Annotated in this window: 24 protein-coding genes; 17 read left to right on the top strand and 7 right to left on the bottom strand. The window is 62.7% G+C overall.

The genetic code is table 11. The features are described 5' to 3' along the window. The first annotated feature begins 148 nt into the window (after positions 1 to 148). Entirely contained in the window at positions 149 to 2,410 is a 2,262-nt protein-coding gene (locus AC6JBC_RS09765) for a glycoside hydrolase family 3 N-terminal domain-containing protein (RefSeq protein WP_498024009.1), read from the top strand. A 221-nt stretch (positions 2,411 to 2,631) separates the two neighbouring features. On the opposite strand, the gene AC6JBC_RS09760 is transcribed toward AC6JBC_RS09765, so the two are convergent. Continuing rightward, positions 2,632 to 4,851: an amylo-alpha-1,6-glucosidase gene (locus AC6JBC_RS09760; protein WP_498026045.1), complete on the bottom strand. Its 2,220-nt coding sequence runs from the start codon at positions 4,849 to 4,851 to the stop codon at positions 2,632 to 2,634. Between the two features lie 10 nt (positions 4,852 to 4,861). Continuing rightward, entirely contained in the window at positions 4,862 to 5,962 is a 1,101-nt protein-coding gene (locus tag AC6JBC_RS09755; RefSeq protein WP_498024008.1) for a glycosyltransferase family 4 protein, read from the bottom strand. Positions 5,963 to 6,213: 251 nt separating this feature from the next. Here AC6JBC_RS09755 and AC6JBC_RS09750 point away from each other — a divergent pair, with 251 nt between their 5' ends. The 8 genes from AC6JBC_RS09750 to epsC all read left to right on the top strand — a co-directional run bounded on the left by AC6JBC_RS09750 (position 6,214) and on the right by epsC (position 14,182). Then, complete coding sequence (locus AC6JBC_RS09750) at positions 6,214 to 6,651, top strand: hypothetical protein (protein ID WP_498024007.1); 438 nt, start codon at positions 6,214 to 6,216, stop codon at positions 6,649 to 6,651. Next, positions 6,648 to 7,358, top strand: a complete 711-nt coding sequence (locus tag AC6JBC_RS09745) for a response regulator transcription factor (protein ID WP_498024005.1) — start codon at positions 6,648 to 6,650, stop codon at positions 7,356 to 7,358. The genes AC6JBC_RS09750 and AC6JBC_RS09745 overlap by 4 nt, the downstream gene beginning before the upstream one ends. Positions 7,359 to 7,483: 125 nt before the next feature. Then, positions 7,484 to 8,182 carry a carbonic anhydrase gene (locus tag AC6JBC_RS09740; RefSeq protein ID WP_498024004.1) on the top strand — a complete coding sequence of 233 codons (699 nt, stop codon included), beginning with the start codon at positions 7,484 to 7,486 and terminating at the stop codon, positions 8,180 to 8,182. A gap of 5 nt (positions 8,183 to 8,187) precedes the next feature. Beyond that, positions 8,188 to 9,684, top strand: coding sequence for a SulP family inorganic anion transporter (locus AC6JBC_RS09735; protein WP_498024003.1), 1,497 nt, complete (start codon positions 8,188 to 8,190; stop codon positions 9,682 to 9,684). A 287-nt stretch (positions 9,685 to 9,971) separates the two neighbouring features. After that, on the top strand, positions 9,972 to 10,823 hold the full coding sequence (locus tag AC6JBC_RS09730; RefSeq protein ID WP_498024002.1) for a TorF family putative porin: 852 nt from the start codon (positions 9,972 to 9,974) through the stop codon (positions 10,821 to 10,823). Positions 10,824 to 11,018: 195 nt separating this feature from the next. Next, on the top strand, positions 11,019 to 11,729 hold the full coding sequence (locus AC6JBC_RS09725; protein ID WP_449474649.1) for a response regulator: 711 nt from the start codon (positions 11,019 to 11,021) through the stop codon (positions 11,727 to 11,729). 8 nt (positions 11,730 to 11,737) lie between these two features. Further along, positions 11,738 to 13,060 (top strand): ATP-binding protein, encoded by a 1,323-nt coding sequence (locus AC6JBC_RS09720; protein ID WP_498023999.1) that lies wholly within the window; start codon positions 11,738 to 11,740, stop codon positions 13,058 to 13,060. Between the two features lie 111 nt (positions 13,061 to 13,171). Further along, on the top strand, positions 13,172 to 14,182 hold the full coding sequence (epsC, locus tag AC6JBC_RS09715) for a serine O-acetyltransferase EpsC (protein WP_498023998.1): 1,011 nt from the start codon (positions 13,172 to 13,174) through the stop codon (positions 14,180 to 14,182). A gap of 2 nt (positions 14,183 to 14,184) precedes the next feature. Here the strand turns inward: epsC and AC6JBC_RS09710 are convergent, their stop codons facing one another. Further along, entirely contained in the window at positions 14,185 to 15,831 is a 1,647-nt protein-coding gene (locus tag AC6JBC_RS09710) for an alkaline phosphatase family protein (RefSeq protein WP_498023997.1), read from the bottom strand. A gap of 79 nt (positions 15,832 to 15,910) precedes the next feature. Between AC6JBC_RS09710 and AC6JBC_RS09705 the strand changes: the two genes are divergently transcribed. The 8 genes from AC6JBC_RS09705 to AC6JBC_RS09670 all read left to right on the top strand — a co-directional run bounded on the left by AC6JBC_RS09705 (position 15,911) and on the right by AC6JBC_RS09670 (position 22,349). Then, the gene (locus tag AC6JBC_RS09705; protein WP_498023995.1) at positions 15,911 to 17,932 is read left to right on the top strand and encodes a protein-disulfide reductase DsbD family protein; all 2,022 of its coding nucleotides are present in this window, start codon (positions 15,911 to 15,913) and stop codon (positions 17,930 to 17,932) included. Then, entirely contained in the window at positions 17,932 to 18,669 is a 738-nt protein-coding gene (locus AC6JBC_RS09700) for a TlyA family RNA methyltransferase (RefSeq protein ID WP_498023994.1), read from the top strand. The genes AC6JBC_RS09705 and AC6JBC_RS09700 overlap by 1 nt, the downstream gene beginning before the upstream one ends. Positions 18,670 to 18,847: 178 nt before the next feature. Beyond that, on the top strand, positions 18,848 to 19,396 hold the full coding sequence (locus AC6JBC_RS09695) for a TspO/MBR family protein (protein ID WP_498023993.1): 549 nt from the start codon (positions 18,848 to 18,850) through the stop codon (positions 19,394 to 19,396). Positions 19,397 to 19,445: 49 nt separating this feature from the next. Further along, entirely contained in the window at positions 19,446 to 19,745 is a 300-nt protein-coding gene (locus AC6JBC_RS09690) for an accessory factor UbiK family protein (protein ID WP_498023992.1), read from the top strand. A 108-nt stretch (positions 19,746 to 19,853) separates the two neighbouring features. Beyond that, positions 19,854 to 20,360 (top strand): type III secretion system chaperone family protein, encoded by a 507-nt coding sequence (locus AC6JBC_RS09685; protein WP_196224098.1) that lies wholly within the window; start codon positions 19,854 to 19,856, stop codon positions 20,358 to 20,360. Between the two features lie 9 nt (positions 20,361 to 20,369). Beyond that, positions 20,370 to 21,182 carry a pyrroline-5-carboxylate reductase gene (gene proC / locus AC6JBC_RS09680; RefSeq protein ID WP_498023990.1) on the top strand — a complete coding sequence of 271 codons (813 nt, stop codon included), beginning with the start codon at positions 20,370 to 20,372 and terminating at the stop codon, positions 21,180 to 21,182. Positions 21,183 to 21,248: 66 nt separating this feature from the next. Then, positions 21,249 to 21,746, top strand: a complete 498-nt coding sequence (locus tag AC6JBC_RS09675; RefSeq protein WP_498023989.1) for an asparaginase domain-containing protein — start codon at positions 21,249 to 21,251, stop codon at positions 21,744 to 21,746. 360 nt (positions 21,747 to 22,106) lie between these two features. Next, on the top strand, positions 22,107 to 22,349 hold the full coding sequence (locus AC6JBC_RS09670; RefSeq protein WP_196224095.1) for a hypothetical protein: 243 nt from the start codon (positions 22,107 to 22,109) through the stop codon (positions 22,347 to 22,349). Between the two features lie 246 nt (positions 22,350 to 22,595). Here AC6JBC_RS09670 and AC6JBC_RS09665 read toward each other — a convergent pair whose 3' ends face one another. From AC6JBC_RS09665 to AC6JBC_RS09650, 4 genes are all read right to left on the bottom strand, one after another. Beyond that, entirely contained in the window at positions 22,596 to 23,123 is a 528-nt protein-coding gene (locus AC6JBC_RS09665; protein WP_097091261.1) for a CarD family transcriptional regulator, read from the bottom strand. A 322-nt stretch (positions 23,124 to 23,445) separates the two neighbouring features. Next, positions 23,446 to 23,784, bottom strand: a complete 339-nt coding sequence (gene fdxA / locus AC6JBC_RS09660; RefSeq protein ID WP_498023988.1) for a ferredoxin FdxA — start codon at positions 23,782 to 23,784, stop codon at positions 23,446 to 23,448. 84 nt (positions 23,785 to 23,868) lie between these two features. Then, positions 23,869 to 24,165, bottom strand: coding sequence for an RNA-binding S4 domain-containing protein (locus AC6JBC_RS09655; RefSeq protein WP_498023987.1), 297 nt, complete (start codon positions 24,163 to 24,165; stop codon positions 23,869 to 23,871). Then, a complete protein-coding gene (locus tag AC6JBC_RS09650; RefSeq protein ID WP_498023986.1) occupies positions 24,158 to 26,797 on the bottom strand; it encodes a helicase-related protein in 2,640 nt (879 codons plus the stop codon). The genes AC6JBC_RS09655 and AC6JBC_RS09650 overlap by 8 nt, the downstream gene beginning before the upstream one ends. Positions 26,798 to 26,841 lie beyond the last annotated feature (44 nt).

Genomic DNA, 26,841 nt, shown 5'->3' with positions numbered 1-26,841 from the left:
TGGCTTGCCATGTAAAGCAGCTTCACGAAAAAATGCAACTGAACTGTTTACTTTATGCGGAATAGGCGGCTATGCCTTGCTAGCTGCTGAACGAAAGTATCCGGGAACCACCATGACAATATCGCCGCATCCCCTGGAGCTTCCCCGCATGTCTCGCGACCTCCCCGTCAGCCGCCGCTCGCTATTGATCAGTTCCGCCTGCCTTTTCGCGTGGCAGGCATCAGGCATCCCGGCCGCGATGGCGGCTGTGCGCCGTCCGCTGTCCAGTCGCGTCAAGTCGCTGATCGCGCAGATGACGATCGAGGAGAAGGCGGGCCAACTCACACTGATGCCGACCCCCTGGACGTCAGCGGCCGCCGCCAAGATCAACCCCGCCGCCGCTGTCAAGAATGTCGAGAATATGCTGGGCGACGCCGAATCTGGGCGGCTAGGCGGCGTGTTCAACGGCTTTGGCGTGGACGCGCATCGCAAGCTTCAGACCGCCGCGATGAAGGGGCGTCTCGGCATCCCGATGATCTTCGCGGGCGACGTCATCCATGGCTACCGCACCGTTTTCCCCGTACCGCTCGGCGAAGCGGCCAGCTTCGACACCGCCCTGGCCGAGCGCACCGCGCGCGCGGCGGCAGAGGAAATGGCGGCGACCGGTTTCGACTGGGTCTTCGCGCCGATGGTCGATATTGGCCGGGATGCCCGCTGGGGTCGGACGGTCGAGGGGGCAGGGGAGGACGTGCTGCTGTCGAGCGACATGGCCCGTGCCCGCACGCGCGGCTTTCAGGGCCGCTCGCTCGCCGATGTAGGATCGGTCGCGGCCTGCATGAAGCATTTCGCCGCCTATGGCGCGGCGGAAGGCGGTGTCGACTACAACACCGCCGATATTTCCGAACGCACGCTGCGCGAAGTCTATCTGCCCCCGTTCCAGGCGGCGATAGATGTTGGCTGTGCAACTGTCATGGCTGCGTTTGAAGATATTGCTGGCCGTCCCGTCCATGGCAGCCGCGAGATGCTGACGGATATATTGCGCGGCGAGATGGGCTTCGACGGGCTGGTCGTCGGCGACTATAATGGCGACGTGGAAATCGCCGCCCGTGGCCTTGCCGCCGATGCCCGCGACGCCGCGCGCATCGCCATCATGGCGGGGCTCGACATGAGCATGGCTAGCGGCATCTATCGCGACCATCTCCCTTCCTTGGTCGCTGCGGGCGAAGTGCCGATGGAGCGGGTGGACGAGGCGGTCGGGCGCGTCCTCACGCTCAAGGAAAAGCTTGGATTGTTCGACGATCCGTTCCGCCGCATGGACCTCAAGCGCCAGCAGGTTCGCATGCGCACCAAGCCAGCCATTTCCCTGGCGCGGGAAGCGGCGCAGCGTTCGATCGTACTGCTGAAAAATGAGGGCGATTTGCTGCCCCTGCCGCGCGCGGGCAAGCGCATTGCCATCATCGGCCCCTTCGCCGAAGGGCAGGGCAACCTGCATGGCCCCTGGACCCTGTTCGCCGACAGCAAGGAAGCCGTGGACCTCGCAACCGGCATTCGCGCGGCGGTTGCCGACGCGTCTCTGGTGACGGTGGTCAAGGGCAGCGAAGTCACCTCGCCGGTGGATGGCGGCATCGACGCCGCCGTTGCTGCTGCCCGCGCCGCTGATATCGTCATCCTCGCCATCGGCGAGCGTGAGGCCATGTCGGGCGAGGCATCCTCGCGTGACCTCATCGTCCTGCCCGCGCCGCAGCAGGCCTTGGCCGAAGCGGTCGCCGCAGTGGGCAAGCCTGTCGTCGTCGCGCTGCGTAACGGCCGCGCGCTGGCGCTGGAAGGCGCGGTGCTAAATGCGCCCGCAATCCTCGTCACCTGGTTCTTGGGATCGGAATCTGGCAACGCCACCGCCGACATCTTGTTCGGGGCGACCGGACCGTCGGGCCGCCTGCCAGTTAGCTTTCCGATTTCGGCGGGCCAAGTGCCCTATTATTACGCGCACCGCCGGCCAGGGCGTCCCACCAACACGCGCTTCATCACGGTAAAGAATGAGGCGCGCTTCCCCTTCGGCCATGGCCTGACCTACGGCAAGATCGGCTATTGGGACCTCAGCCTCTCCGCCAAGCAGATAGGGCGGGACGGGCAGTTACGCGCGACCGTGACCGTGAAGAATGACGGCAAGCACGCCGCGCGCGAACTGGTCCAGATTTATGTGCAGGATGTGGTGGCCAGCGTCACCCAGCCGATCCGTGAATTGAAGGCGTACCAGCATGTGGATCTCGCGCCCGGCCAATCGAAGCAGGTGAGCTTCACGCTCTCGGCCGTCGACCTCGCCTTCCTCGGCATGGATTTGAAACCGTTGATCGAGCCGGGTCAATTCATCTTATGGGCCGCGCCCTCCGCCGAAGCTGAGGGCCTTAAGGTTATGTTCGAAGTCACTGCTTAGAGCATGCTGATCATGGTCAATCGCCGCCTATCATTAATTATATGAGCAACTGGCTCGGCTTCGTCGCGGATCAACTCGATAACTGATCCCCCGAAGTGGTGCGGCGCCGTATCCAGCATCCTGTCGATCTCGCAGGTGGACAAGCCCCGAAATTGAGATCAAAGTTGAGGTCACTACCTTTTTCAAGGCCTTGGGTGACGCGAAGTAGGCAGACAAAAGCCTCAAGCGATCGTCACCACCCGGGCCGAGCCTTTCCGGTCGAGCGGCTTTACCACGACCTTGTCACCCATTCGGTCAAAGGCGATGTCGATCGATGCTTCGCCAATGCGCAGGCCATAGAGCCGCAGTTCGTCGAGGAATCTCGGAAGGGCTGGTTCTCGTAGAGAGATTTCAGGGCCTGCTACGTCGAAGCCGATACCCAGACTCGACTGGATCAGTGACAGAGGCGCTGCGGCGGACCATGCCTGGGGGCTACAGGCCACGGGATAGAAGGTCGGTCCTTGCGCGCGGCGGCGGGGAAATCCGCAGAAAAGTTCCGGCAGGCGCATGAGATCCACATAGGTGGCGGCCGCAAAGAGACCTTCGAATATCTGCGCTGCCTCACGCTTATAGCCATAGCGGGAGAAGCCTGCCGCGATGAGGGCATTGTCATGCGGCCAGATCGAGCCGTTATGATAGCTCATCGGATTGTAGCGCGCTTCCGTCGATGCGATGGTGCGGACGCCCCAGCCGGAAAAGGAGGCTGGCGCCATCAGCGTGCGCACCACCGATTCCACGCGCTCTTCCAGCGCGAGGCCGGTAAACAGCACATGCCCGGCATTGGAGGAACGAACGCGGCAAGGCTTCTTTTCTCCATCCAGCGCCAGCACATAAGTGCCAAGTTGCGGGTCGAAGAAGGCCGCATCGAAATGGTCACGCAAACGGTCGGCGCGTAAGGCGTAGTCCGCCCCGCGCTGAGCATCGCCAATTGCCCTGTGGATCGCTTCGGCGGCTCTCCAGGCGCCGTAGACATAGGCCTGAACCTCCGCGAGCGCGATGGGGCCGCGCGCGATCGAACCATCTTCGTGGAAGATCGAGTCATGGCTGTCCTTCCAGCCCTGATTGGTCAGCCCCTGATCGGTGAGCCGCCCATATTCCACGAAGCCGTCCCCATCGCGGTCGCCATGCTGATCGATCCAGTCGAGGGCTGCATCCAGATGCGGCAGCAGGCTGGTGACGAAGGGCTGGTCCCCTGTTCGTTCCAGATAGGCGCCAGCCAGCATGATGAACAACGGCGTTGAATCGATGCTGCCATAATAATGGCGGAACGGCACTTCGCCCAATTCCGCCATTTCACCATGGCGGACTTCGTGCAGGATTTTCCCCGGCTCCGCGTCCGCTGCCGGGTCGAACGCGGTGGCCTGATGCTTCGCCAGATAGCCCAGCACGCCCCGGCTGATCGCGGGATCACACCAAAGCGTCTCCAGCGCGGTGATGATGGCGTCGCGGCCGAACACGGTGCTGAACCAGGGAATGCCCGCATAGGGATAGGGGCCAAATTCGGTGTCCGTGGACAGCATGGTGATATCGGCCACGGACCTTCGCGTAACCTCATCGAACAGAGCATTTGATGAACGAACGGTCGCGCCGCGCGCCCTTGCCTGTTTCAGTGACTGCATGGATTCGCGAAGGGCCTTGAGGAACTGGCGGGAGAAGGGTTCCTGCGTCAATTCCACCCGCTCGCACGCAATGCGCATGTACAGGGTGCGCCGTTCGCCGGGCGGAACCATGACCTCGAACATGGCATGGCTTTCGGTGAGGTCTTGAGGCGCCGGATCAAAGCAGAGGTGGGTTTCGCGCGTCTTGGCGTCGCGGCCTTCATAGACGAGGAGAACGTCGGCGTTTCCCACGACAGGGGGCTTCATGACCCCCTTGCGCAAGCGCGTCATGCCGCGAATTTCGAACAGATCGGCAAAATCGGCAGCGAAGCTCATCTCCACCTTCACCGTTCGGGCTTCGGTGTCGAAGTTGCGGATCGTGATCCGTTCGTGGACGGCGGAGTCCCATAGGAACCTCGTGCGGCGCAGGTGGATGAGGTCATGTTCCACCGCAACCCTGCCATCATCGCCCGAAAAATCGGGATTTGTAAGGTCGCAGGTCAGCATGGCGTTGTCGTCACGCAGCGCCGAACTCAGCAATATGGGCCGGAGTCCGTTGATCGTCATATAGAGGTGCGACAGATGCCGGGTGTCGCGATGGTAAAGCCCCTCGGGGCTCCCAGGTCCGGCGATCGCATCGCCGCTATGATCGAAGACCGCGAAGCTGTCGCCATGCTTCAGCGTTCGCGGACGTCGTTCGTGGAGCGAAGCGGTGGCCGGGATGAAGAACTGCGTCTGCTGCTGGGACAGGGACTTTGCCGGTTCCGTGGCCAAGGATTCTGGCTGCAACTGGCTCGCCGTCATGCGACTCTCCTTAACCGACGACCTGAAGGTGAAGCTCCGCTTCATCGCCGCGTTCGCGACGAAGCCGCGCGGCATCGGTGCGCGCGCCGGGTAGGCCGTGATAAAGCGAGACATAGTCGGCCGCCATCCGGTCTGCCGTGAAACGTGCGTCAAAGGCGGCGCGTACCCCGCGACGGTCAAGTTCGCCAAGCCGCGAAACGGCTTCGACGGCCTGATCCTCCGTATCGACGATAAAGCCCGACACGCCATGGTCGATAATCTCCGGAACCGATCCGCAGCGGAAGGCGATGACAGGGGTCGCGCAGGCCATCGCCTCGATCATCACGAGGCCAAAAGGTTCGGGCCAGTCGATCGGGAACAGAAGGGCACTGGCCCCGCCGAGGAAGTCAGCCTTCTGCGCTTCGTTGATTTCGCCGACGAAATGAATGTTGGGATGAAGGTTTATGAGCGGCGCTATTTCAGCCTCCCAATATGCCTTGTCCACATTGTCGATCTTGGCGGCGATCTTGAGCGGCTTGCCGGAACGGGCGGCTATGCGGATGGCGCGGTCGGGGCGTTTTTCCGGCGATATCCGGCCGAGGAAGGCGAGATAGCCATCGTGGCTGTCGATTTTCGGCGGCAGCAGACCGGCGGGAAGGCCGTGATAGACGGTGCCCGCCCAGTTCACGGGCGGCATAGGCAGCCGTTGGTGGTCGGAAATGGAAACCAGGCTGTGATCAGGGAAGGTCTGGTAGAAAGGACGCAGGTCCGGCAGGTCCAGACGGCCGTGCAGCGTCGTGACGCATCGGCCGACGATGTCCTGCACCAGCGGCATGTGAACAAGATCGATGTGGAAATGTAGCGCATCGAACTCATGGGCGCGCTGGCGCACCGCTTCCAGCAGCATCATGTGATAGGGAATGGCGTCGCGAACATGGGGATTGAGGCGAAGCGCCATGTCGGTTACCGGCACCAGTTCCGCGCGCGTGACGGAATCGCCGCTGGCGAACAATGTCACGTCATGTCCTTGATCGACCAACGCTTCGGTGAGGTAGGAAACGATGCGCTCGGTTCCGCCGTACAGCTTTGGGGGCACGCTTTCGGCCAAGGGAGCGATTTGAGCGATTTTCATTCAGCAATCCTCATCATTGGCCATGAAGGCGCCAAAGGCGCGGTTGGCCGTTGACGAGGGTTAAAAGCCTGAGCGCCGGGCGGGTTGCATGCGCTGTTCAAACAGTGAGGGTTTTTAGCCCGTAAAAATGCTTTGCTGCGCCGAAGCGTTTCCGTGTGTGCAGCAACAATTTGTCACATTCGGAAAATTTCAGAGACATTTGCCCCGCCTATGCCTTGGCGAGTGCTTCCTGCGCCAAGGAGTTTCTTCGCATGCTTTCCATTTTCGCTTCCGCTGCCGTCATGGCCGTCGTCGCTCCGGTTCACAGTGCGGACATCGACCATGCGTCCACAGCCTATCGGACGAGCTATGAAACGGTGTCGACCGTTCATGTCCAGCAGGTCGAGCCGCGTTTCGCCAGCCGTCCGGCCACGCCCGTCTGCCGCTGGCAGGCCGAACTGGGCGTGAACCGCTCGGTGACGGCAGAGGGCAATGCGATTGCCGCAATGGGTAAGGCCATCCATCGCTTCGCTCCGCTCTCGGGTAGCTACGCCGGGAACTGCGCAAGTGCGCGGGGTCAGATCGACGCGGAAATCGGGCGCTACGCACAGGCGCGCGCGGGCGAGGCGCTGGCGGCGGCGCAGGGCGACAGCGCGGTTATCCAAGGTGAACTTGATGGCCTTCGCAGCTTGTCAGTGAAGGGCGGATGAGTTCACCGCTGATCCTGATTGCCGAGGAAAAGCCCGAACAGCGCCAGCAGGTGCGCGAATATCTGGAGCAGAGCGGCTTTCGCGCGCTGCCCGCGGCGTCGGCATCCGACATCTGGAACGCGATCAAGACCGTGCCTGTCGGCGTGCTGGTGCTGGATGCGGCGCTGCGCGGTCCCGATGGCATGGACCTGTGCCGTGACGTCCGGGAGCGGAGCGACGTGCCGATCATCCTGGTCGGCGCTGGCGGCAGCGAGGTGGACCGGGTGGTGGGGTTGGAACTGGGCGCCGACGACTATATGTCCAAGCCCTATTCGACCCGCGAATTGGCCGCCCGGCTTCGCGCGGTGCTGCGTCGCAGCAAAAAGGAGCGGTTGATCGGCCTGCGCGCCAGCACGCTGGCCCGGTTCGACGGGTGGCAGGTCGATTTCGCGCGGCGTGAAGTAAAGGACGAGGGCGACCAGCCGATCGAGCTTACCGCCGCAGAATTCGCACTGCTCCAGGTCATGCTGGAAAATCCGCAGACGGTCATTCCACGCGCCAGGCTCATGGAATTGGCCGGTGTGCGCGACGCGCCATCATCCGATCGCAGCATCGACGTGCTGGTCAGCCGGGTCCGGCGGAAGCTGAGCGTTGGAGGCAGGGCCGCGCCGATCGTCACCGTTCGGGGGGCGGGATATATGCTGAGCGCTGCTGTCGAGAGGCAGTGACGGCAGAAAATCCAGTCAGACACACTATTTAACAAAGCCGCTGCGACGCAGCAAAGGCACGTACCTATCCTTCAAATAGAGCCGATCCGCCCCCTGATCGGCAACCAAAAAGAAGGATAGAAGCCATGAACGAGCTTATCGGTCGCGTCTTCAGTTTCGAAAGCAAGGTCTTTCCGGACAAGAGCACGCTTTACAACCAGCTTGCCAATCATGGGCAGAACCCAAAGGCGTTGATGATTTCCTGCGCGGATTCCCGCATCGTGCCGGAACATATCATGCAGGCCGATCCCGGCGATCTGTTCGTGTGTCGCAACGCGGGCAACATCGTGCCCCCGCACGCCAGCCAACTGGGCGGCGTCACCGCGACGGTCGAATATGCAGTCATGGTTCTGGGCGTGCGCGACATTATCGTATGCGGGCACAGCGACTGCGGGGCGATGAAGGCGCTGGCGACGGATGCCGACCTGACGTCGATGCCCAATGTTGCCGCATGGCTGCGTCACTCGCATGCCGCGCAGAAGGTGTGTCGCGAGAATTACCCGTCCGATCTGAGCGACGCGGAAAAGCTGCGCAACATGGCGCTGGAAAATGTCGTGGTGCAATTAAACCACCTTCGCACCCATCCGTCGGTGGCGTCGGGCGTGGCGCGTGGGGAAATCGCGCTGCATGGCTGGTATGTCGATATTCATGCGGGTCAGGTTCTTGGGCTCGACGGGGAAACCGGTCGCTTCATGCCGATGCGCGAAGGCGATCCGCTTCCTGTCGCACACGCTCAGGCACGGCGCCTTGCTGGTGAAACCAGCATCGCCATGGCCGCGGAGTAAGCCTCATGCTGAAGGCTCTTTCCGGCGGCACGTTCAGCCGCGACTTCACCGCATCCATCGTCGTGTTCCTGGTCGCGATGCCCCTCTGTATGGGCATCGCGGTCGCCTCCGGCGTGCCGCCAGAGAAGGGGCTGATCACCGGTATCATCGGCGGCATCGTCGTCGGCCTGCTGGCCGGTTCTCCCTTGCAGGTCAGCGGCCCGGCGGCGGGCCTTGCCGTCATCGTCTTTGAAATCGTGCGCGAGCAGGGCCTGTCCGCGCTCGGGCCGATCCTGATCCTTGCCGGTGCTATCCAGGTCATTGCCGGATTGATGAGGGTCGGAGGATGGTTTCGCGCCATTTCGCCCGCTGTCGTTCACGGCATGCTCGCAGGCATCGGCGTCTTGATCGTCGTGGGGCAGTTCCACGTCCTGTTCGATGACAAGCCGCTTTCCAGCGGGCTTGCGAACCTGATCGCGATGCCGGGCCAGCTTTTCGGCCTCAGCAATCAGGACGCCGCGACCGCCTTTGCGGTGGGTCTTGTTACCATCGGCGGCATGCTGGGTTGGGAAAAGATCCGCCCCGCGTCGATGAAGCTGCTGCCCGGCGCCCTAGTCGGCGTGGTTCTGGCGACGCTGGTGGCGTTTCTGTTCAGCCTGCCGGTGGCCCGCGTGGCGGTCCCGGAATCGATCGTCGCAGCGGTGACATTGCCGGGCGAGGGGCTGTTTCAGCAGTTGATGAACCCGACGGTCATCACGACTGCTATCGCGATCGCCTTCATCGCCAGCGCCGAAACATTGCTGTCGGCCGCTGCGGTAGACCGGATGCATGATGGCGTGCGGACCAACTATAATCGCGAATTGAGCGCGCAGGGCGTAGGCAACCTGCTGTGCGGCGTTGCGGGCGCTTTGCCAATGACCGGCGTTATCGTCCGCAGTTCCGCGAACGTCCAGGCGGGTGCCAAGACCCGCATGTCCGCTGTCCTGCACGGCATCTGGATACTCGGCTTTGTGGCGTTGCTGCCTTGGTTGCTGCGGGAGATTCCGATGGCGGCGCTGGCAGGCATTCTGGTCGTGACCGGCGTTCGATTGGTCAGTCTGGACCATGTGAAGCACCTGCTTCATCGTTACGGCCCGCTACCCGCCGTGGTGTGGGCGGTTACGCTGATCATGGTGGTCACGATGGACCTGCTGACGGGCGTGCTGGTGGGTATTGGTCTGTCGCTGCTTGAGCTGCTGCCCCATGCGCGCCGTTTGCGGCTGGGTCTGGACGAGGACCAGCGGGATGATGCGCATGAATTGGCGCTGCATGGCACAGCCACATTCCTGACACTTCCCAAATTGTCCGCAAAGCTGGAGTCGGTTCCTGCCGAACGTCCAGTCATCCTGAACGTCGAGCGGCTGCTCCATATCGACCATACCTGCGCCGAGATGGTGCGGGAATGGATGGATCGCCGCCGCGGCACCGGAGTCAGCGTCGAACTGGCGGGTGCAACGGGACGCTTGCGTAACCTCGCCGCCTGAACCTCACCCCCATCAGGTGTCTTTAGCCGCCGCACCACTTCCAGGTGCGGCGGCTTTTTCATGTGTGGATGTGATCAGGAAATCAAATAGACATGTTTGGAACGCCATCAGCAAATAACCGTGCCTTTGAGGGCACTATCTGAATGTCACCTTCGCACTTGCGGTAGAAGTCCATTCCCCTTCATCCGGGCGCGCCTTAGCCTGCTGTCAATCCGCCGGGATCCGGGGCATTCAGACCTTTGGGCCAGAGCGGACGCAGGATGGAACATTCTTACCGAAAAAGGGGAATGTTCATGAAAATCGCTAAGTTGCAGATGGCCTGTGCGGCTCTTGCCCTGTTGTCGGGCGCTCCGGCCTTCGCTCAGGAAGAAGCTGAAGGTCCTGTCACCGTTTCGGGCAGCGTCGCGCTGGTTTCCGACTATCGTTTCCGTGGCGTGTCGCAGAGCGACAAGGGCATGGCCATTCAGGGCGGCATCACTGCCACGCACGAAAGCGGCGCCTATGTCGGCACCTGGGCTTCGAACCTTTCCGGATGGGGGCAGTTCGGCGGTTCCAACATGGAACTGGACCTGTTCGCTGGCTACGCCATCCCGCTGGGCGGCGCGACGCTGGACGTCGGCCTGACCTGGTACATGTACCCGTCGGGCGCGGACAAGACCGACTTCGCCGAACCCTATGTGAAGCTTTCGAGCCAGCTCGGCCCCGTCAAGGGTCTGCTCGGTGTCGCCTATGCGCCCAAGCAGCAGGCTCTGGGCAACTGGTGCAGCGACGCGGCATGCACGGTTGCTGATCCGGGCGACAAGGATGACAATCTGTACATCTGGGGTGACGTGAGCGGCGCAGTGCCGGGCACGCCGGTTACGCTGAAGGCGCATCTGGGCTATTCGGACGGTAACCCCGGCCTTGGCCCCAACGGCACGTCGATCGCGCCCACGGGCAAGTATCTCGACTGGCTGGTCGGCGCGGATGTCGCCATCCCCGGCACGCCGCTGACCCTGGGCGTTGCTTATGTCGATACCGACATCAAGCGGTCGGATGAAACCTACATCCGCCCGAACTTCATGGTTCAGGACGGTGACAATTTCGGCAAGTCGATCGCCCGCAGCCAGGTGGTCTTCTCCCTGTCGGCCGCTTTCTGACGGAAATCATGCCGGGCCTTTCACAAGGCCCGGCATGGCATTCTTGCTCGTCATGGGGGCAAAATTGTCCTTCGCATGACAAATCATTGCTGAACCTGTTTCCAAGGGTTTCTGCGGTAACGTCCGGTTGACCCTGTCGGTACTCGCCCCTACTTCAGGCGCTATGAGCCGTTTTAGTCGCGCAACATTTCCGGCATGACCGCCCCCACGATCATACTTGTCGAGGACGATCCGCCGCTGCGCACGCTTACCGCGCGCGCGCTTCAGGAACATGGCTATCAGGTGCGTCCTGCCTCTTCGGGGCCAGAGATGTGGGTGGCCTTCGACGCTGGGCCGGTTGATCTGGTCGTGCTGGACGTCATGCTGCCGGGCACCAACGGCATCGACCTGTGCCGCCAGATCCGCCGCAAGAGCGATGTCCCGATCATCTTCATCAGCGCAAAGGGCAGCGAGACCGATCGGATCGTAGGCCTGGAACTGGGCGCGGACGATTATCTGCCCAAGCCGTTCGGCACACGCGAACTGATCGCGCGGATACGGGCGATCCTGCGCCGCGTCGGCGTGGAGCGGGGGCCTGACGAACATCGCGAGAATGAGGCGCGCTTTGACGGCTGGGTTGTCAACTTCCCGCGCCGGGAACTGCGTTCGCCCACTGGCGCGATCGTGGACCTGACGGGCGCGGAGTTCGACCTGCTGGGTTCCTTCCTCAGCCATCCGCAGCGGGTCATCGCGCGCGAGCGGCTGATAGAATTGTCGCGCACGCGCATGGGCGACAGCTCCGACCGCAGCATCGATGTGCTGGTCAGCCGGTTGCGGCGGAAGCTATCGACCGAAGGTGCAGCAGCGCCCATCACGACCGTGCGCGGCGTGGGCTATATGTTCAACGCGGAAGTCAGCCGGGCTTGACCCTGCATATGAGCCGGTCGCTGGGTCTGGTCGGACGGCTGTTGGCGATCCTGCTGCTGGCGCTTACGCTGGAATTTGCGGTCGGCACGCTGATTTACGAGCGGGCGGGCCATCTTTCCTTACAGGATGACGAGGCGCGGCGTCTGGCCGAGCATCTGGTGATCGCGCGCAAGCTGGTGACGGAGCAACCAGCGAACGACCGGCATGCGATGGCGATCCAGCTTACCACCGACCGCTATGACATCCACTGGACACCTGCGTCGCCGCCACCGCCCACGCTGGCGCCGGAATTGCAGCGGATGCGGCGGCAGATCATTGCCTGGGAGCCGAGCCTGGAACAGTCGAGGCTGTGGCTGCGGCTCGCGTCGCCCGGGGGGCGGGTGTCGCAGATCAATGGCGGCTTGCAGTTGCCTGATCGCAGCTGGCTCTATTTCGGGATGCGCCATAGCGGGGGGCAGTGGACCTTTACCATCGGGCGCATGGGGCTGGCGCTTATCCCGCTGGTGGCGCTGATGGTGGCCGGGGGCATGCTGATCCGGCGGACGCTGGCGCCGCTCAAGGACCTTACCAAGGCGACCGAGCATATCGGTCTGAGCGACGAGGTGGTGGTAGCGGAAAGCGGGACCAGCGATGTGCGGGACCTGATCCGCGCGTTCAATGCGATGCAGACGCGCATACATCGCCTGATCACCGAACGCACCGAAACGCTGGCCGCTGTCGGGCACGACTTGCGCACGCCGTTGGCGCGCTTGCAGCTACGGCTCGAGGGAATTCGCGATGCGGAAGCGCGCGACGCGATGGCCGGTGACCTTGAGGAAATGGGGGCGATGATCGAATCTCTGCTGGCCTTCCTCGGCGGGGAGAAGAATGGCGAGCCACCTGTGCGCGCGGACGTGGCTGTCACGGTGGCGACGGTGGTGGACGCCTTTCAGGACCAGGGCGCCGATGTCAGCTATGAGGGGCCGGATCATCTGGAAATGGATGTCCGGCCGATGCTGTTGCGCCGGGCGGTCATCAATCTGGTCGAGAACGCGCTCCATTATGGTCAGCGGGCCTATGTCAGCGTCGAGCCCCGCGCTGGCGAGGCGCTGATCCGGGTGGAGGACGATGGTCCGGGCATCCCGGAGGACAAGTTGGAGGAGGTGCTGAAGCCCTTTTTCAGACTTGATGAGGCGCGGGGGCGTTATACTCGGGGTTTAGGGCTGGGCCTCGCGATCGTGGCGAAGGCGGTCGATCAGGAAGGCGGCAGCCTGGTTCTGAAAAACCGGCCCGGAGGCGGGTTGAGTGTGGAAATCCGCCTGCATATGGCTGGTGCCAGCCTCGCCCGCTGAAACCGGGCTGACGTTTCGGGTTAAAAAGAAACATCGCGGGGACAAGCAAAACTCGTTTACCGGATCGGCTGGTGGCGGTCTATGCCAGCTTCCGTTGAACAAGAGGCGCATATGACCGCAGACGGCGAAAGCGAAGATCAGCTTCTGGAAGGCTATTGGGACCTGGATCGGCTGGTGGGCGATCTGGGGAAGGTTCGCACAGGCTGGCGCGCGGCGCAGCAGCATCACGCCGAATATGGCGCGGAGGGTTTTCCGTCACGGGCCAATCTTGCCAAGATCATGACGTCGCTATGCGGCGCGCTGTTTCCGTTGCGCCTTGGCCCCAGCTTCATTCGCATCCACAATGAAGATGCCTTTGTAGCGCAGACCTTGCAAACGGCGCTCAGCCGCCTCTACGGCCAGATACGCCTTGAGCTTCTCTACAATATGCATGGCAGACCGCCTGCCGAAATCGATGGCGAAGCCGCGCGCATCATCGGCAATTTTGCTCAAAGCCTGCCTGGCTTGCGCGACTTGCTCGATTCCGATGTGGAAGCGGCGTTCCTGGGCGATCCCGCCGCGCGCAGCGTCGATGAGGTGCTGATCTGCTATCCATCAATGCTGGCGATCATCCATCATCGGCTTGCCCATCGCCTCTATGATCTGGGCGCGCCACTGGTCGCCCGCATCATCTCCGAGATTGCCCATTCGCGCACGGGTATCGACATTCATCCGGGCGCGACCATCGGGCGCAGCTTCTTCGTCGATCATGGCACCGGTGTCGTCATCGGCGAGACGGCCATAGTGGGTGACAGGGTACGGCTGTATCAGGGCGTGACGCTGGGCGCGCGCAGCTTTCCCGCCGATGAGAGGGGCGCGTTGGCCAAGGCGATCGCCCGGCACCCGATCATCGAGGATGATGTGGTGATATATGCGGGCGCCACCATTTTGGGCCGCATCATCATCGGCAGCCGGTCTGTGATCGGCGGCAATGTCTGGCTGACCGACAGCGTTCCGGCGAACAGCAATGTGCGTCAGGCGAAGGCGCAATATGAGGTGACCAGCCGGGTCGAAGTATCAGCGCCGCACCGCGTTCACTCCTTGATGGACGCGGAGCGGGACGGCTTCGCAGAGAATATCTGACCTCAGTTTGCCGAGCAGCTGTCGCCTTGGCCTGCCAGCAGGTCGAGGCACCTGCCGTCTATCTCATTACGGGGCACGGGCAGATGAATGAGGGCCGACAGCGTCGGCATGATATCCGCGGTTTCGACGCCGAGCGGCTGTTCGAAATGCCGCATGCCCTTGCGCCAGAAGAGGATCGGAACGCGCCTGTCCGTGTCCCAGGGCGAACCGTGCGTGGCCACGGAGCCATGCGAAGGATCGGCGATGGGCGTCACGCGTGGTTTCAGCAGCAGGACAAGGTCGCCCGAGCGTTCGGGATCGAAGCTGGCCCGGACTTCCTGCAGCAGGTTCCAGCTTTCCGGCGGACCTGAAGGAGACGGCGCGGCGGCGATTTGCGCCTTGGTAAAGACGGTTTCGACCTGCGGATGGGCGCGCAACAAGGCGAGCGTGGCGGCTTCCACCTTGGCGCGCTGGGCGCGGGTGAGATTGCGGTCGAAATAAAGATCGCCGGATGGGCCGTCGCCCTGAACCAAGCCCTTGCCACCTATGCCGGTGCGGGCGACCACTGCTTCTGAAAGCGCTCGGGGCATGAGCGCCGGATCGACGCGCTGTTCCATCGGCATCGCATTTTGCTGATGCCGCTCCGGCAGGTCGTGGCCGCCATGATCTGCGGTGAGCATCACGACATAATCGATGCCCTGCTTGTCGAGACGGTCAAAGAAGGCGCCCAGTTCGCGGTCCAGCCGATCGATCTGGATGCAGCTTTCGGTTCCTTCCGTGCCATAGGCGTGGCCGATGACGTCGGTCGCCGAAAGGCCGATGGAAAGGAGGTCGGTCTGAGCCTGCTTGCCAAGGTCCATGCTTTCGATGGCGGCGGCGGCGAACGCCAGGGTCATGGCATCCTGCTCAGGCGACGCACGGAATGCGCCGAATTGACCGGCGGGCCTTGCGAAGCGGCCGGTGCCGACAATCCGTGCGCCCGCACTCACGGGGAAATCCTTGGCGGCGCATTGCGGAGGCAGGTCAAAACCGGGATTGGGCTGGGTGAGCCGTTGTGCGAACACTTCATTCACCCGTGCGACCAGCGGCGGCGTTGGCGTGCCGGGATAGCTGACATAGCCCTTTGACCCCAGCCACCAGACTTGATCCGCCTTTGCGCCACCCATCATGATGGCCGCGCGATCCTTTCCGGCGATGGATACATTGCGGACGGCGGGATTGATTGCCTTCATGCGTTCGCCGAGCGTGGGGACGCGCAAATGGACGGGGGAGGGGATATATTTGGAACTGCTGCTATCCGGCTGTTTCTCATCCTCTGCGCAGTAGATCGTCTTGTCGGGCCGGGCAGCACTCTGATCGATCCAGCTATTGGCGATGATGCCAGTGCGTGAAGGGCGGCTGCCGGTCAGGATGGTGCTGTGGCCGGGGCAGGTTTCGGTTGCGGCGTGGCTTTGATATCCGCGCGGGAACACGGCGCCTTCGCTCAAGCGCTTGAGGCCGCCGCTATAATAAGGACGATATTCGCTGAAGAGATCGGCCGAAAACTGATCGACCGAGATCGCGATGATGAGCCGGGGCGGCGGGTCGGACGGGGTGGGGCTTGCCGGAGGCTGGGCCAGCGCAGGCAGGGGCGCCAGCAGCAGGAGGGTGTGAAGCGTTTTCCTGAACATCTTTGTACGAGCCCTTCTGTGCCTTGACGGCGCAACCATGCCGACCTAGCCCGCTGTGATCCACGCGAACAGAGGCCCGATGCGGATTTTCCATGTCCTCCTGATGACGCTGGCGCTGTTTGTCGCGCCTGCGGCCAGCGCTCAAGGCGCATTCGGATCGGGCGCGCCGCATATCGCCGCGCAGTTGGTTGCCGAAAGCGACGCACCTGCTCCGGACCGGACCAGCAACATCGCCTTCGTCATGACGCCGGAGGCTGGCTGGCACGGCTATTGGCAAAATCCGGGTGATGCGGGTCTGGGCATGACCGTGAAATGGGTGCTGCCCAAAGGCGTGAGCATTGGGGCGTTGCGCTATCCGGTGCCCGAGACGCTGCTCATTTCCGGCCTGATGAACCATGTTTATGAGGGGCCTTATTCGCTCCTCGCGCCTGTCAATGTTGCGCCTGAGGTGGCGAAAGGCACGCGTTTGCCGATCCGCGGGAAGGCGGAATGGCTTGCCTGCACCGACAAGACTTGCGTGCCCGAGAGTGCCGATATCGCGCTGGATTTAGTCGCGGGCGATGGCGCGGTGGCGCCCGCGACGCAGGCCCGGTTCGATGGCTGGCGCGCGCGCTTGCCCCGTCCGCTCGGGAGCGAGGCGAGTTACGCCGTCGCCGACGGTAAGCTGCGGATGTCGATCCCTTTTCCGGGGGAAGCTGCGGCGTCTGACGTGCATCTCTTTCCGTTGGAAGAGGGTGTCGTCCGCTATGCCGCGCCTCAATCGGTCCAACGTCAGGGGGACCGGCTGCTGATTGAAACCGAGGCCGGGCAGGGATTCAAGGGTGATGCCCTTCAGGCAGTCCTCCGCACCGGGGACCATGTAGGCTTTCTGGTGACGGCTCGCCCCGGCGTGGTTGCGGGGGTGAGTTCAGGTCTGCTGCGCACGGCGCTGATCGCGCTTGGCGGGGCGATATTGGGCGGGCTGCTGCTCAATATCATGCCGTGCGTGTTTCCGATCCTGGGGCTGAAGGCGCTCAAGCTGGCGCGCGCTGGCGGGGACGAAGCGACGGTGCGGCGGGAGGCGCTGGCCTATGGCGTGGGGGTCATTCTGACATGCCTGCTGCTCGGAGGGTTGCTGCTGGCGATCCGGTCGGCGGGCGTGGCGGTGGGCTGGGCGTTTCAGTTGCAGGACCCGCGCGTCATCTTGCTGCTGCTGCTGCTGGTCACGGCGGTCGCCTTCAACCTCGCGGGATTGTTTGAACTGAGCGCTTTTGGTGGTGGGGAGAAGCTGGCGGGGAAGAAGGGCATTGCGGGTTCCTTCTGGACCGGCGCGTTGGTCGCTTTCGTCGCCACGCCTTGCACCGGGCCTTTCATGGGGGTGGCGATGGGTGCGGCGCTGGTGCTGCCGGTCGCGGCGGCGCTTGCGGTGTTTGCCGGGTTGGGCTTTGGCCTTGCTCTGCCCTTTCTGTTGCTCGCCTATATACCGGCGCTTCGGGGGCGCTTGCCACGGCCGGGGCTGTGGATGGAGACTTTCCAGAGGATATTGTCGATTCCGATGTTCCTGACCGCGCTAGGTCTTGGCTGGCTGCTGGGGCAGCAGCGCGGCGTGCAGGGGATGACGATTGGTCTGGGCGCGGCTTTGCTGTTGGCGCTGCTGTTGTGGTGGCTTGGGGCGCGTCAGCATCGCGGCAAGCGGGGCGGGCTGCTCGTCATGCTAGCTGCTGCGCTGTTGCTTGGCGCGGGGATGGTGATGCTGCCTGCGCATTCGACTGGCGTTGCGCAGGCGAAGGATGGCGTTGTGGCTTTTGACGAAGTGAAGCTGGCCGGGCTGCGCGCCGCTGGAAAGCCGGTATTCCTCTATTTCACCGCCGACTGGTGCCTGACCTGCAAGGCCAATGAAGCTGCCGCCATCGACCGCGCCGACACGCGGGAGGCCTTTGCCAGGGCGGGCGTGACGGTGATGGTGGGTGACTGGACGAGTGCGGACCCGGCGATCACCCGCTTTCTGGAGGCGCAGGGACGATCGGGCGTGCCGCTCTACCTCTGGTACGCTCCGGGAAAATCCGCCGAGGTCCTGCCGCAGCTGCTGACGGTGTCCACGCTGACGGCGCTGGTGCGCTGATGGCGAAGTTGCGCGCGGATCAGTTGCTCGTCGATCGTGGTCTGGCGGAGAGCAGGGCACGGGCGCAGGCGCTCATCCTTGCGGGCCTCGTCTTCTTGGGCGACAGGAAGATCGAAAAGGCGGGGCAGCAGGTCGCGGAGGATGCCGCGCTGGAGGTGAAGGGCCGCGATCATCCGTGGGTGTCGCGGGGAGGCATAAAGCTGGCCCACGGCATTGATCATTTCGCGCTGGACGTGACTGGCATGGTCGCGATCGATGTCGGAAGCTCGACAGGCGGCTTTACCGATGTGCTGCTGACCAACGGCGCGGCGCGGGTCTATGCGGTGGATAGCGGGACGAACCAGCTTGCGTGGAAGCTGCGATCCGACCAGCGCGTGGTCGTGCATGAACAGACGAGCGCCCGCATATTGACGGCCGTCCATATCCCGGAGCCGGTCGATATTATCGTATGCGACGCGAGCTTCATTTCGCTGGCGAAGGTGCTGGACCGGCCGCTGGATTTCGCCCGGGCCGGGGCGCATCTCGTTGCCCTTATCAAGCCGCAGTTCGAGGCTGGTCGGGAAGAGGTCGGTAAGGGCGGCGTCGTGCGCGATCCCGCCATACATGCTCGTGTCTGCGAGGAAGTCAGCCAGTGGCTGACGGCGAAGGGCTGGACAGTGCTGGGCGTGACGCCAAGCCCCATCACCGGCCCCCAGGGCAATGTCGAGTTTCTGATCGGCGCGAGGTTGGACGCCTAGGCGCGGGCTTGCTCATAGTCCGGCAGGCGTTTGATTTTGTGACAGATGCCGGTCTTCCACCGCTATTCGCGGTTGCGGGATGAAGTGTTTCACCGCAAACCGATTACTGGCGGCTTGACAAGGGTCTGAAGGATTCGTCCGAGGCCGCCGAGTGAGGATTAGTGGAGCTGCGCCGACGATGAATGAAATCGCGTCCCCCGGTCAGTTGCGTTTGGCCTATCTGCGATGGGCGCTGGTCACGGTTCCGGCGATCGTGTTCCTGGGCTTCCTGTCGGGCAAGCTGGCCAATAGCGGATATGGCAACCGCTGGTTCGACGCGCTGGTGAAGCCCGACTTCATGCCGCCCGGCTGGGCTTTTGGTGTCGCCTGGACGATCCTTTACATCCTGATGGGTCTTGCCCTTGCCATCGTCATTCATGCGCGGGGAGCGCGGGGCAGGGCGGTGGCTATCATCCTGTTCCTCATCCAGCTGGCGCTAAACCTCGTCTGGTCGCCGCTTTTCTTCCGCGCGCATCAGGTCGATAATGCGCTTGGGTTGATCGTCGTCCTTTTCGTCGCCGTAGCTGTGACGGCATGGCTGTTCTGGCGCATCAGGCGGGTCGCGGGATTGTTGCTGCTGCCTTATCTGGCATGGCTGGGCTTTGCATCGGCGCTGAATTATGAGATCGGGCGCCTCAATCCGGATGCTGAGACCCTTGTCGCGCCCGCGCTCAAGGCCCAGATATGACATCATCGTGGCGCACATTCGCGCGCTAGCAAACAAGGACATTCAGATCATGCAGAGCGAAAACCGCTTTTTCGACGACCTCGCCAAGCTGGTGAACGGCGCTGCGGGAACAGTCGCTGGCATGAGCCGGGAGTTTGAAACCAACGCCCGCGAAAAGGCCAAGCAGTGGATCGGCGGCGTGGATTTCGTCAGCCGCGAAGAATTCGATGCCCTGAAGGCGCTGGCAGCGGCGGCCCGTGAAGAGGTCGAATTGCTGAAGGCCCGGATCGACGCGCTGGAAGGCCGGTCGAGTGAGCCAGTGACAAAGACGGTCCGCTCGCCAAAGCCCAAGGCAGGCGACGCGGAATAAGCAGGCTTTGCCGCCTGTCCGTTGGTTTTCTGCAACGATCGCCTATTTTGATGCGTTTCCCTCAGTCGGTGGTTTCCTTGCCGCCGGGAAATGCTCTATGGCCAGCCAATGATGGACAGCGACGAATTTGAAAATGGCGGCCAGGAGGCCGCGCCGATCGATATGCTGGCCGCCTATTTCGAAGCGAACGGGTGGAGTTTCGATCAGGTCGGCGAAGATGAAATCGTCGCCAGCACGCAGGGTAGCTGGGCGCAATATGAACTGCGCGGCATCTGGCGCGACGAAGATCAGGTGCTGCAACTGCTGGCCCTGCCCGACATCCGCGTCACGGAAGAGAAGCGGGCGACGATCTACGAAACGCTGGGCCTGATCAATGAGCAGCTTTGGCTCGGGCATTTCGAGCTTTGGTCTTCCAGTGGCATCGTGTTGTTCCGGCACGGCGCTCTGCTGGGCGCGGGAGGCGTGCTGACGCTGGATCAGGCGCAGATACTGGTCGAAACCGCGATCGACGAATGCGAGCGTTTCTACCCGGTGTTCCAGTTCGTCCTATGGGGCGGCAAGAGCCCCACGGAGGCGATTTCCGCCAGCTTGATCGAGACGCGCGGCGAAGCCTGAGGATTGTCCATGACGCAAGCTTGGCCCGCACACCTGTTCATGGTTGGCTGCGGCAATATGGCTGGGCAAATGCTCGCCCGATGGCTGGCATGCGGCCTTGATCCCGCGAGCGTCACCGTGTTGCGGCCGAGCGGCCGTGCTGTCGCGGACGGGGTGCGGGTGGTGACAGACTATCCAACATCTCTGCCCGCGCATGTGACAGTGCTGTTGGGAATGAAGCCCTATCAGCTTGACGATGTAGCAGCCTCGCTTGCGCCTCTTTGCGCGGCTGATACGCGCATCGTCTCGATATTGGCGGGGACGCCGGTTGCGGACCTGCGCAAGCGTTTCCCGCTGGCCCAGGACATCGTCCGGGCGATGCCTAACCTGCCTGTCGCCTTGGGGCAGGGCGTCACTGGACTGTACGCCGACGGCAAGGTGTCCCACTCAGCCCGTGGGCAAGTGGACGCGCTCATTACGCCATTAGGTGCAGCCGAGTGGATCGAAGACGAAGGGCAATTTAACGCGCTGACCGCCCTGTCGGGCTGTGGGCCGGCCTTTTTGTTCCGCTTCATCGATGCGTTCGCGCGTGCCGGGGAAGCGATTGGACTTTCAGCCGATCAGGCCGCACGGATGGCGCTCGCCACCGTCCAAGGTTCTGCGAGCCTTGCCGCGCAGGCAAATGAAAGTCCGGCGATATTGGCCGACCGCGTGGCGAGTCCCGGCGGGATGACGCGCGAGGGATTGAACGTCCTCGATGCGGACGACCGGCTGCTGAAGCTCCTCACCGACACCTTGGCTGCCACCCGCGATCGGGGCGAGGAAATCGCCCGCGCGCGCTGATCCGCGGTTCCGATGCGACGGCGGGGCGTTTAGACTGAATGCACGTGCCTAAGTTGGGAGTTCGCCATGCTGGCTATGACTACGCCGATCCTGGTTCTCACCACGGGCGGGACGATCGACAAAATCTATTTCGATGCCTTGTCGGATTATAGGGTCGGCGAAAGCGTCGTCGCGAAACTGTTGCAGATAGGCGGTGTGAAGCGTCCCTTTCGCATAGAAGAGGTGACGCGCAAGGATAGTCTGGAGCTGGATGATGCCGACCGGGCGCTGATCCGCGAGCGGGTTCTTTCAGCGGCGGAAAGCCATATTGTCGTCACCCATGGCACGGATACCATGACGGACACGGCCAAGGCTCTTGAGGATGTAACGGGCAAGACGATCGTCCTTGTCGGTGCGCTCGCCCCTGCACGCTTCGGCGAGAGCGACGCCAGCTTCAACTTGGGCATGGCGTTCGCGACGGCTCAGATTGCCGATCCAGGTATCTACATCAGCATGAGCGGATCGGTGTTTCGGGCGGATCAGGTCGTCAAGGATCGAGCAAAAGGTGCGTTCGTCCCGCGATAAGCGTCGACATCGGTATCAGCTTTTCGGTGCCTTCAGCCAGTGTCGTGGAAGCGATCCGAGTTGGTTCCGTGGGTCGAGCAGCGGCGGCAAAGCCTTTGATTTTTCACGCAGAGGCGCGGAGACGCGGAGGATTGTCGCGGGCGCTTACCGTACCAGGCGGGATTCGCACTGGAGTGAAGCCGTTGTTTTAACGTCATCTTCGGGTCTCTGCGCCTCCGCGTGAATGCAGATTTTCTCTGCGCCTTCTGCGGCCTCTGCGCGAGAAATAGATTGTCGTCGCGCAGGCCGAGCATGATGCAGGAACCGCCTCCGCCATCGCGCATTATTCGTGCGGGTGGCGTAACGATGAGGAGGATATTCATGGCCGATTATCAGGAGCGTCCAGCGACGACGACTACTATAGTTGAACGGCGCGGCGGTGGCGGCACGGCGATTGCGGTGCTGCTGCTGGTAGTGGTGGTGGCGATTGCCGCCTTTTTCCTGATCAGTAGCCAGACGCGCAAGGATAGCGCGGTCGAGAGCGCTGCCACGCAGGTCGGTCAGGCAGCGAGCGATGTGGGTAGCGCCGCCAAGGATGCAGCCGACAGCGCGAAGGGTGAATAAGCCGGAACGGCTCTATTAGAGCGGCGTGCCTTTTATCCGCATCCCTCAACCCCGTTCGGGCTGAGCTTGTCGAAGCCCCCTACTTTCTAAAAAGAAGTAGAGCCCTTCGACAGGCTCAGGGCGAATGGTAAAACAAGGTGGGGCAGATTTAAAGCTCGAAGCTCAAGCGGGCAAAAGAAAGGGCGCCCCGGTCGGGACGCCCTCTATTTATATTCACCTGCCGTAGTCGGCTCGGTTGAATTCAGATCAGCCTTCCACCTTGGCATATTTCGGTGCGGCTTCGTTCAGGATGCGCAGGATCTTCTTGAGAGCGCTGGGCTCATCCGTTTCTTCCATCGCGGCGAGTTCGCGAGCGAGGCGGCTGGAAGCGGCTTCGAAAATCTGCCGTTCGGAATAGCTCTGCTCAGGCTGGTCGTCAGCGCGGAACAGGTCGCGAGTCACCTCGGCGATCGACACCAGGTCGCCGGAGTTGATCTTGGCTTCATATTCCTGCGCGCGGCGCGACCACATGGTGCGCTTGACCTTCGGCTTGCCCTTCAGCGTTTCGATGGCCTCTTCCAGGGTCTTGTTCGACGACAGCTTGCGCATGCCGACGCCTTCGGCCTTGTTGGTCGGCACGCGGAGCGTCATGCGCTCCTTTTCGAACCGGAGCACATAAAGCTCCAATTCCATGCCCGCGATCTGCTCCTTTTGCAGCTCGACCACCCGGCCAACACCGTGCTTGGGGTAAACAACATAATCACCAACGTCAAAGGACAGCGCCTTGGCAGCCATTTGAAACCTTTCTAATTCTACCGGAGACGGATATCGCCGCGTCACAGATGCGCAGAGTAGCACAAGCCGAGGATTCCACGGCGCCACCGTCAGGACATGAGCAAATACTCCAGGACGGAATGCGACCGTTTCCGCCTCTTGACCCTTATTTAGCAGATTCGTAACAAAATTGCCACCCCCAGACGCAAAATCCGGGAGTGAGCCTCATGCCGAAACGCTAGGGGTAGTTCGTCAGCGACGATCTGGCATCAATATGATGATCGGAAACGATGGACCTTCAGCCTTTGGACACGCCGTCCTGCTCGTCGGTCGAAGCGCCCGATCAGCTGCCAGAGCCGGGTTCGGGTGAGAAGAATTTCTCCAGCTTGTTATCGACGCCCTTCATCTCGTCAGCGTCGGCAGGGGCGTCGCCCTTGACGGTGATGTTGGGCCATTCAGCCGAGAATTTGGTATTGAGCTCCAGCCACTTCTCCAAACCATTCTCCGTATCGGGCAAAATGGCTTCGGCAGGGCATTCAGGTTCGCACACGCCGCAATCGATGCATTCGTTCGGATTGATGACCAGCATGTTCTCGCCCTCGTAGAAACAATCGACGGGGCAGACCTCGACGCAATCCATATATTTGCAGCGGATGCAGTTGTCGGTCACGACATAGGTCATGGATCAGCACTCTATAGGGGTTCGACAGCGGCGGCCCTGCTATGCCCGGCGCGCGCGAAGGTCAATGAGGATATTTTTGTCTCCCTAATCGCCCAGCTTCAGTTCCTCATAGCATGTCTGAGCTTCTGGCGCTGGTCCCCGGCGTCCCGGAAGTTCCACGACGCGGACCACGCGTACTCCGCTGGGGTGGGGAAATGTGATGAGATCGCCCGCGCGCACGGGTGAATGGGCGCGCTCGATGCGGCGGCCATTAAGACGGATATGACCCTCTTCGGCCAATTTCTGCGCCACCGACCGGCTTTTGGCGAGCCGGGCGAACCACAGGAATTTGTCGATGCGCAGGCTCGGTCCATGATTACCGAGGCGCGCGCCTTCAGCCATTGCGGCCAAGAAGCTCCGCCAGGCCTGCAAAGGCATTGTTGCTCACTGGCGCCGCCGCGCCGGTCGAAGCGGGGCGAGAAGGCGCGCCACGCGCGGGTGCGCTGCGCCGGTTAGGCCCACGGGCGTGTTGTTGATCCGGCCGTGCCTTCTGCCGCCCACGGAAGGTCCAGTTCGCGCCGCCTTCTGTGGCTGCCTCGACGGGGCGGAATCCAGCCAAGCGCATCAATTGCAGGAAAGCGGGTTCGTTGAGGCCGAGCGAGACGATCTGCGGGCTTTGGGCGGTGAAGGCCTCGCCCTTCGCGATCGCTTCATGGGCGGCGCGGGCCATGCGTTCCGCCATGTCGATTCGTAGCATCTGATCGTCGAAGCCGCGAAAGCCAGCGATCCGGGCACCCATCTGTTCCGCCTTTTCGCCCGTGGGGATGAGCGTCAGGCCGGGCAGGGGCAGGGGCAGGCATGGTTTGGCGATGCGCGCCGCCAGCAGCGCCGCGCGCCATCGTGCCGCTCCGGGCTTCAGAAGTCCTGGATGATAGATGTCGAGCACCCCGATATCGATGCCCGCACGACGCAGAAGGTGGCGTTGGTCCTTGTCCAGATGGTTGAGCGCCGAATCGAGATCGATCCTTGTCATCACTCCGCCAGCGTCGGCCAGTTGAGCGAACACGGCTCGTACGACCGCAGGAACTGCCGGATCGGCCGCGCTGGCCGCCATCTTCACGAGGGGTAGAAGATGCTTTTCCTTTTGCGCCTCAACCCAGCTTGTGAGGCGCGTGAGCACCTGCTTCTGCACATCCTGGCCAAGCGCCACAAGGCCGCGATCAAGCCGGATTTCCGGCGCCAGCAGCGACGGGCCGACGAGCAACGCCGCCACGGCATTGCCCTGCCAACCGATACCCGGCGCCTGTCCCGGCTCGTCCATCAGCACGAAATCAGTGTCGGGCGCGCCCAGCAATTCGTCAGCCTTCACTCGTAATATCCTTCCAAGACGGCGTTCCGCAGCCGCCAGCAGCATCTTTCTATCCTGATGCCGCGTAGCCGGATCGACCGAGAAACGAAATCCGTCAAGTCGCCCGATCGTCTCACCATCGACGCAGACCGTCCCGTCCGGCTCCACATCGACGGGCAGATTGCTGGCTTCCTGCCCCATGTCGCGCAACAGTACAGCGGTGCGGCGATCGACAAAACGCTGCGTCAGCGCGGTATGCAGGGCGTCGGAAAGCCTTTCCTCCAGCGCGCGCGTCCGCTCCGCCATCTCCGCAGGATGCGCCAGCCAGTCGGGACGGTGCGCGATATAGGACCAGGTGCGGGCGGCGGCAATCCGGCCCGATAATGTGTCGATATCGCCCTGAACCGAATCGAGCCGTGCCAGCTGTTGAGCGAACCAGTCGCGCGGGATATGGCCGTTACCTTCGGACAGGAACCGCCAGATGCGGCCAACCGTGCGCGCATGATGTTCCGCGCCCAGCTTCTGGAAATCGGGCAGTCCGCATGCGGCCCACAGCCTTTCGACGGCCTTCTTCCCCGTTACCCGGTCGATGACCAGCGGATCGTCGGACAGCCGCCGGAGCACCGCCAGGTCCACCGCTTCGGGCGCCGCGCGCAATTCGTCGCGGTCGGGCCGTGTCTCCAGCTCCATGATGAGGCGGCTGACGCTGTCCATGCGCGGCTGGCCTTCGCGCCAGAAGAGTTGCTCGACTGGCGGGAAGCGATGCGCTTCGATCGCCTCTATTTCTTCGGGCGTGAAGGCAGCGTCGCCATCTTCATGACCGAGGCTACCGAATGTGCCGTCCTTATGATGCCGCCCGGCCCGACCGGCGATCTGGGCCATTTCCGATACGGTCAGCCGCCGCGTCCGCCGCCCGTCGAACTTGCGCAACGAAGCGAAGGCGACATGCGCCACGTCCAGATTGAGCCCCATGCCGATCGCATCGGTAGCGACCAGATAATCGACCTCGCCGTTCAGGAACATCTGTACCTGCGCATTGCGGGTGCGGGGCGACAGCGCGCCCATCACGACGGCAGCGCCGCCACGAAAACGCCGCAGCATCTCCGCCACGGCATAGACTTCCTCCGCCGAGAAGGCGACGACAGCCGATCGCTTCGGCAGGCGCGACAGCTTCTTCGCCCCGCCATAGGACAGCGTGGAAAAGCGCGGGCGGCTGACGATTTCCACGCCCGGCACCAGTGCTTTCACCACCCGGCCGATGCTGGCGGACCCCAGTATCATGGTTTCTTCGCGGCCTCGTGCGCGCAGCAATCGGTCCGTAAAAATATGCCCGCGCTCCGGATCGGAACCCAACTGCGCCTCGTCCAGCGCGACAAAGGCATAGTCGCCAAGGCCGTTGGTTGCGGTTCCGGCCTCCCGGCCTACGCCGATCGGCATCGATTCGGCCGTGCAGAGATAATAAAGCGCGCCCGGAGGGATGATCTTCTCTTCCCCCGTGATCAACGCGACCTGACCCGGACCTTTGATGGCGACAACCCGGTCGTACACTTCGCGCGCCAGCAAACGCAGCGGAAAGCCCATCATCCCGCTGGAATGACCGCACATGCGCTCGACGGCCAAATGCGTCTTGCCGGTATTGGTGGGACCCAGCACGGCTGTGACGGGCGATCGGGCAAATTGAGCCATGACCCTCTCTATGTCGGGGATGAGTGCAGCGAGAGCAAGGGGAA

This window comes from Sphingobium sp. RC1, from assembly GCF_059738765.1.
This window is presented reverse-complemented; position numbering and strand designations above follow the sequence as displayed.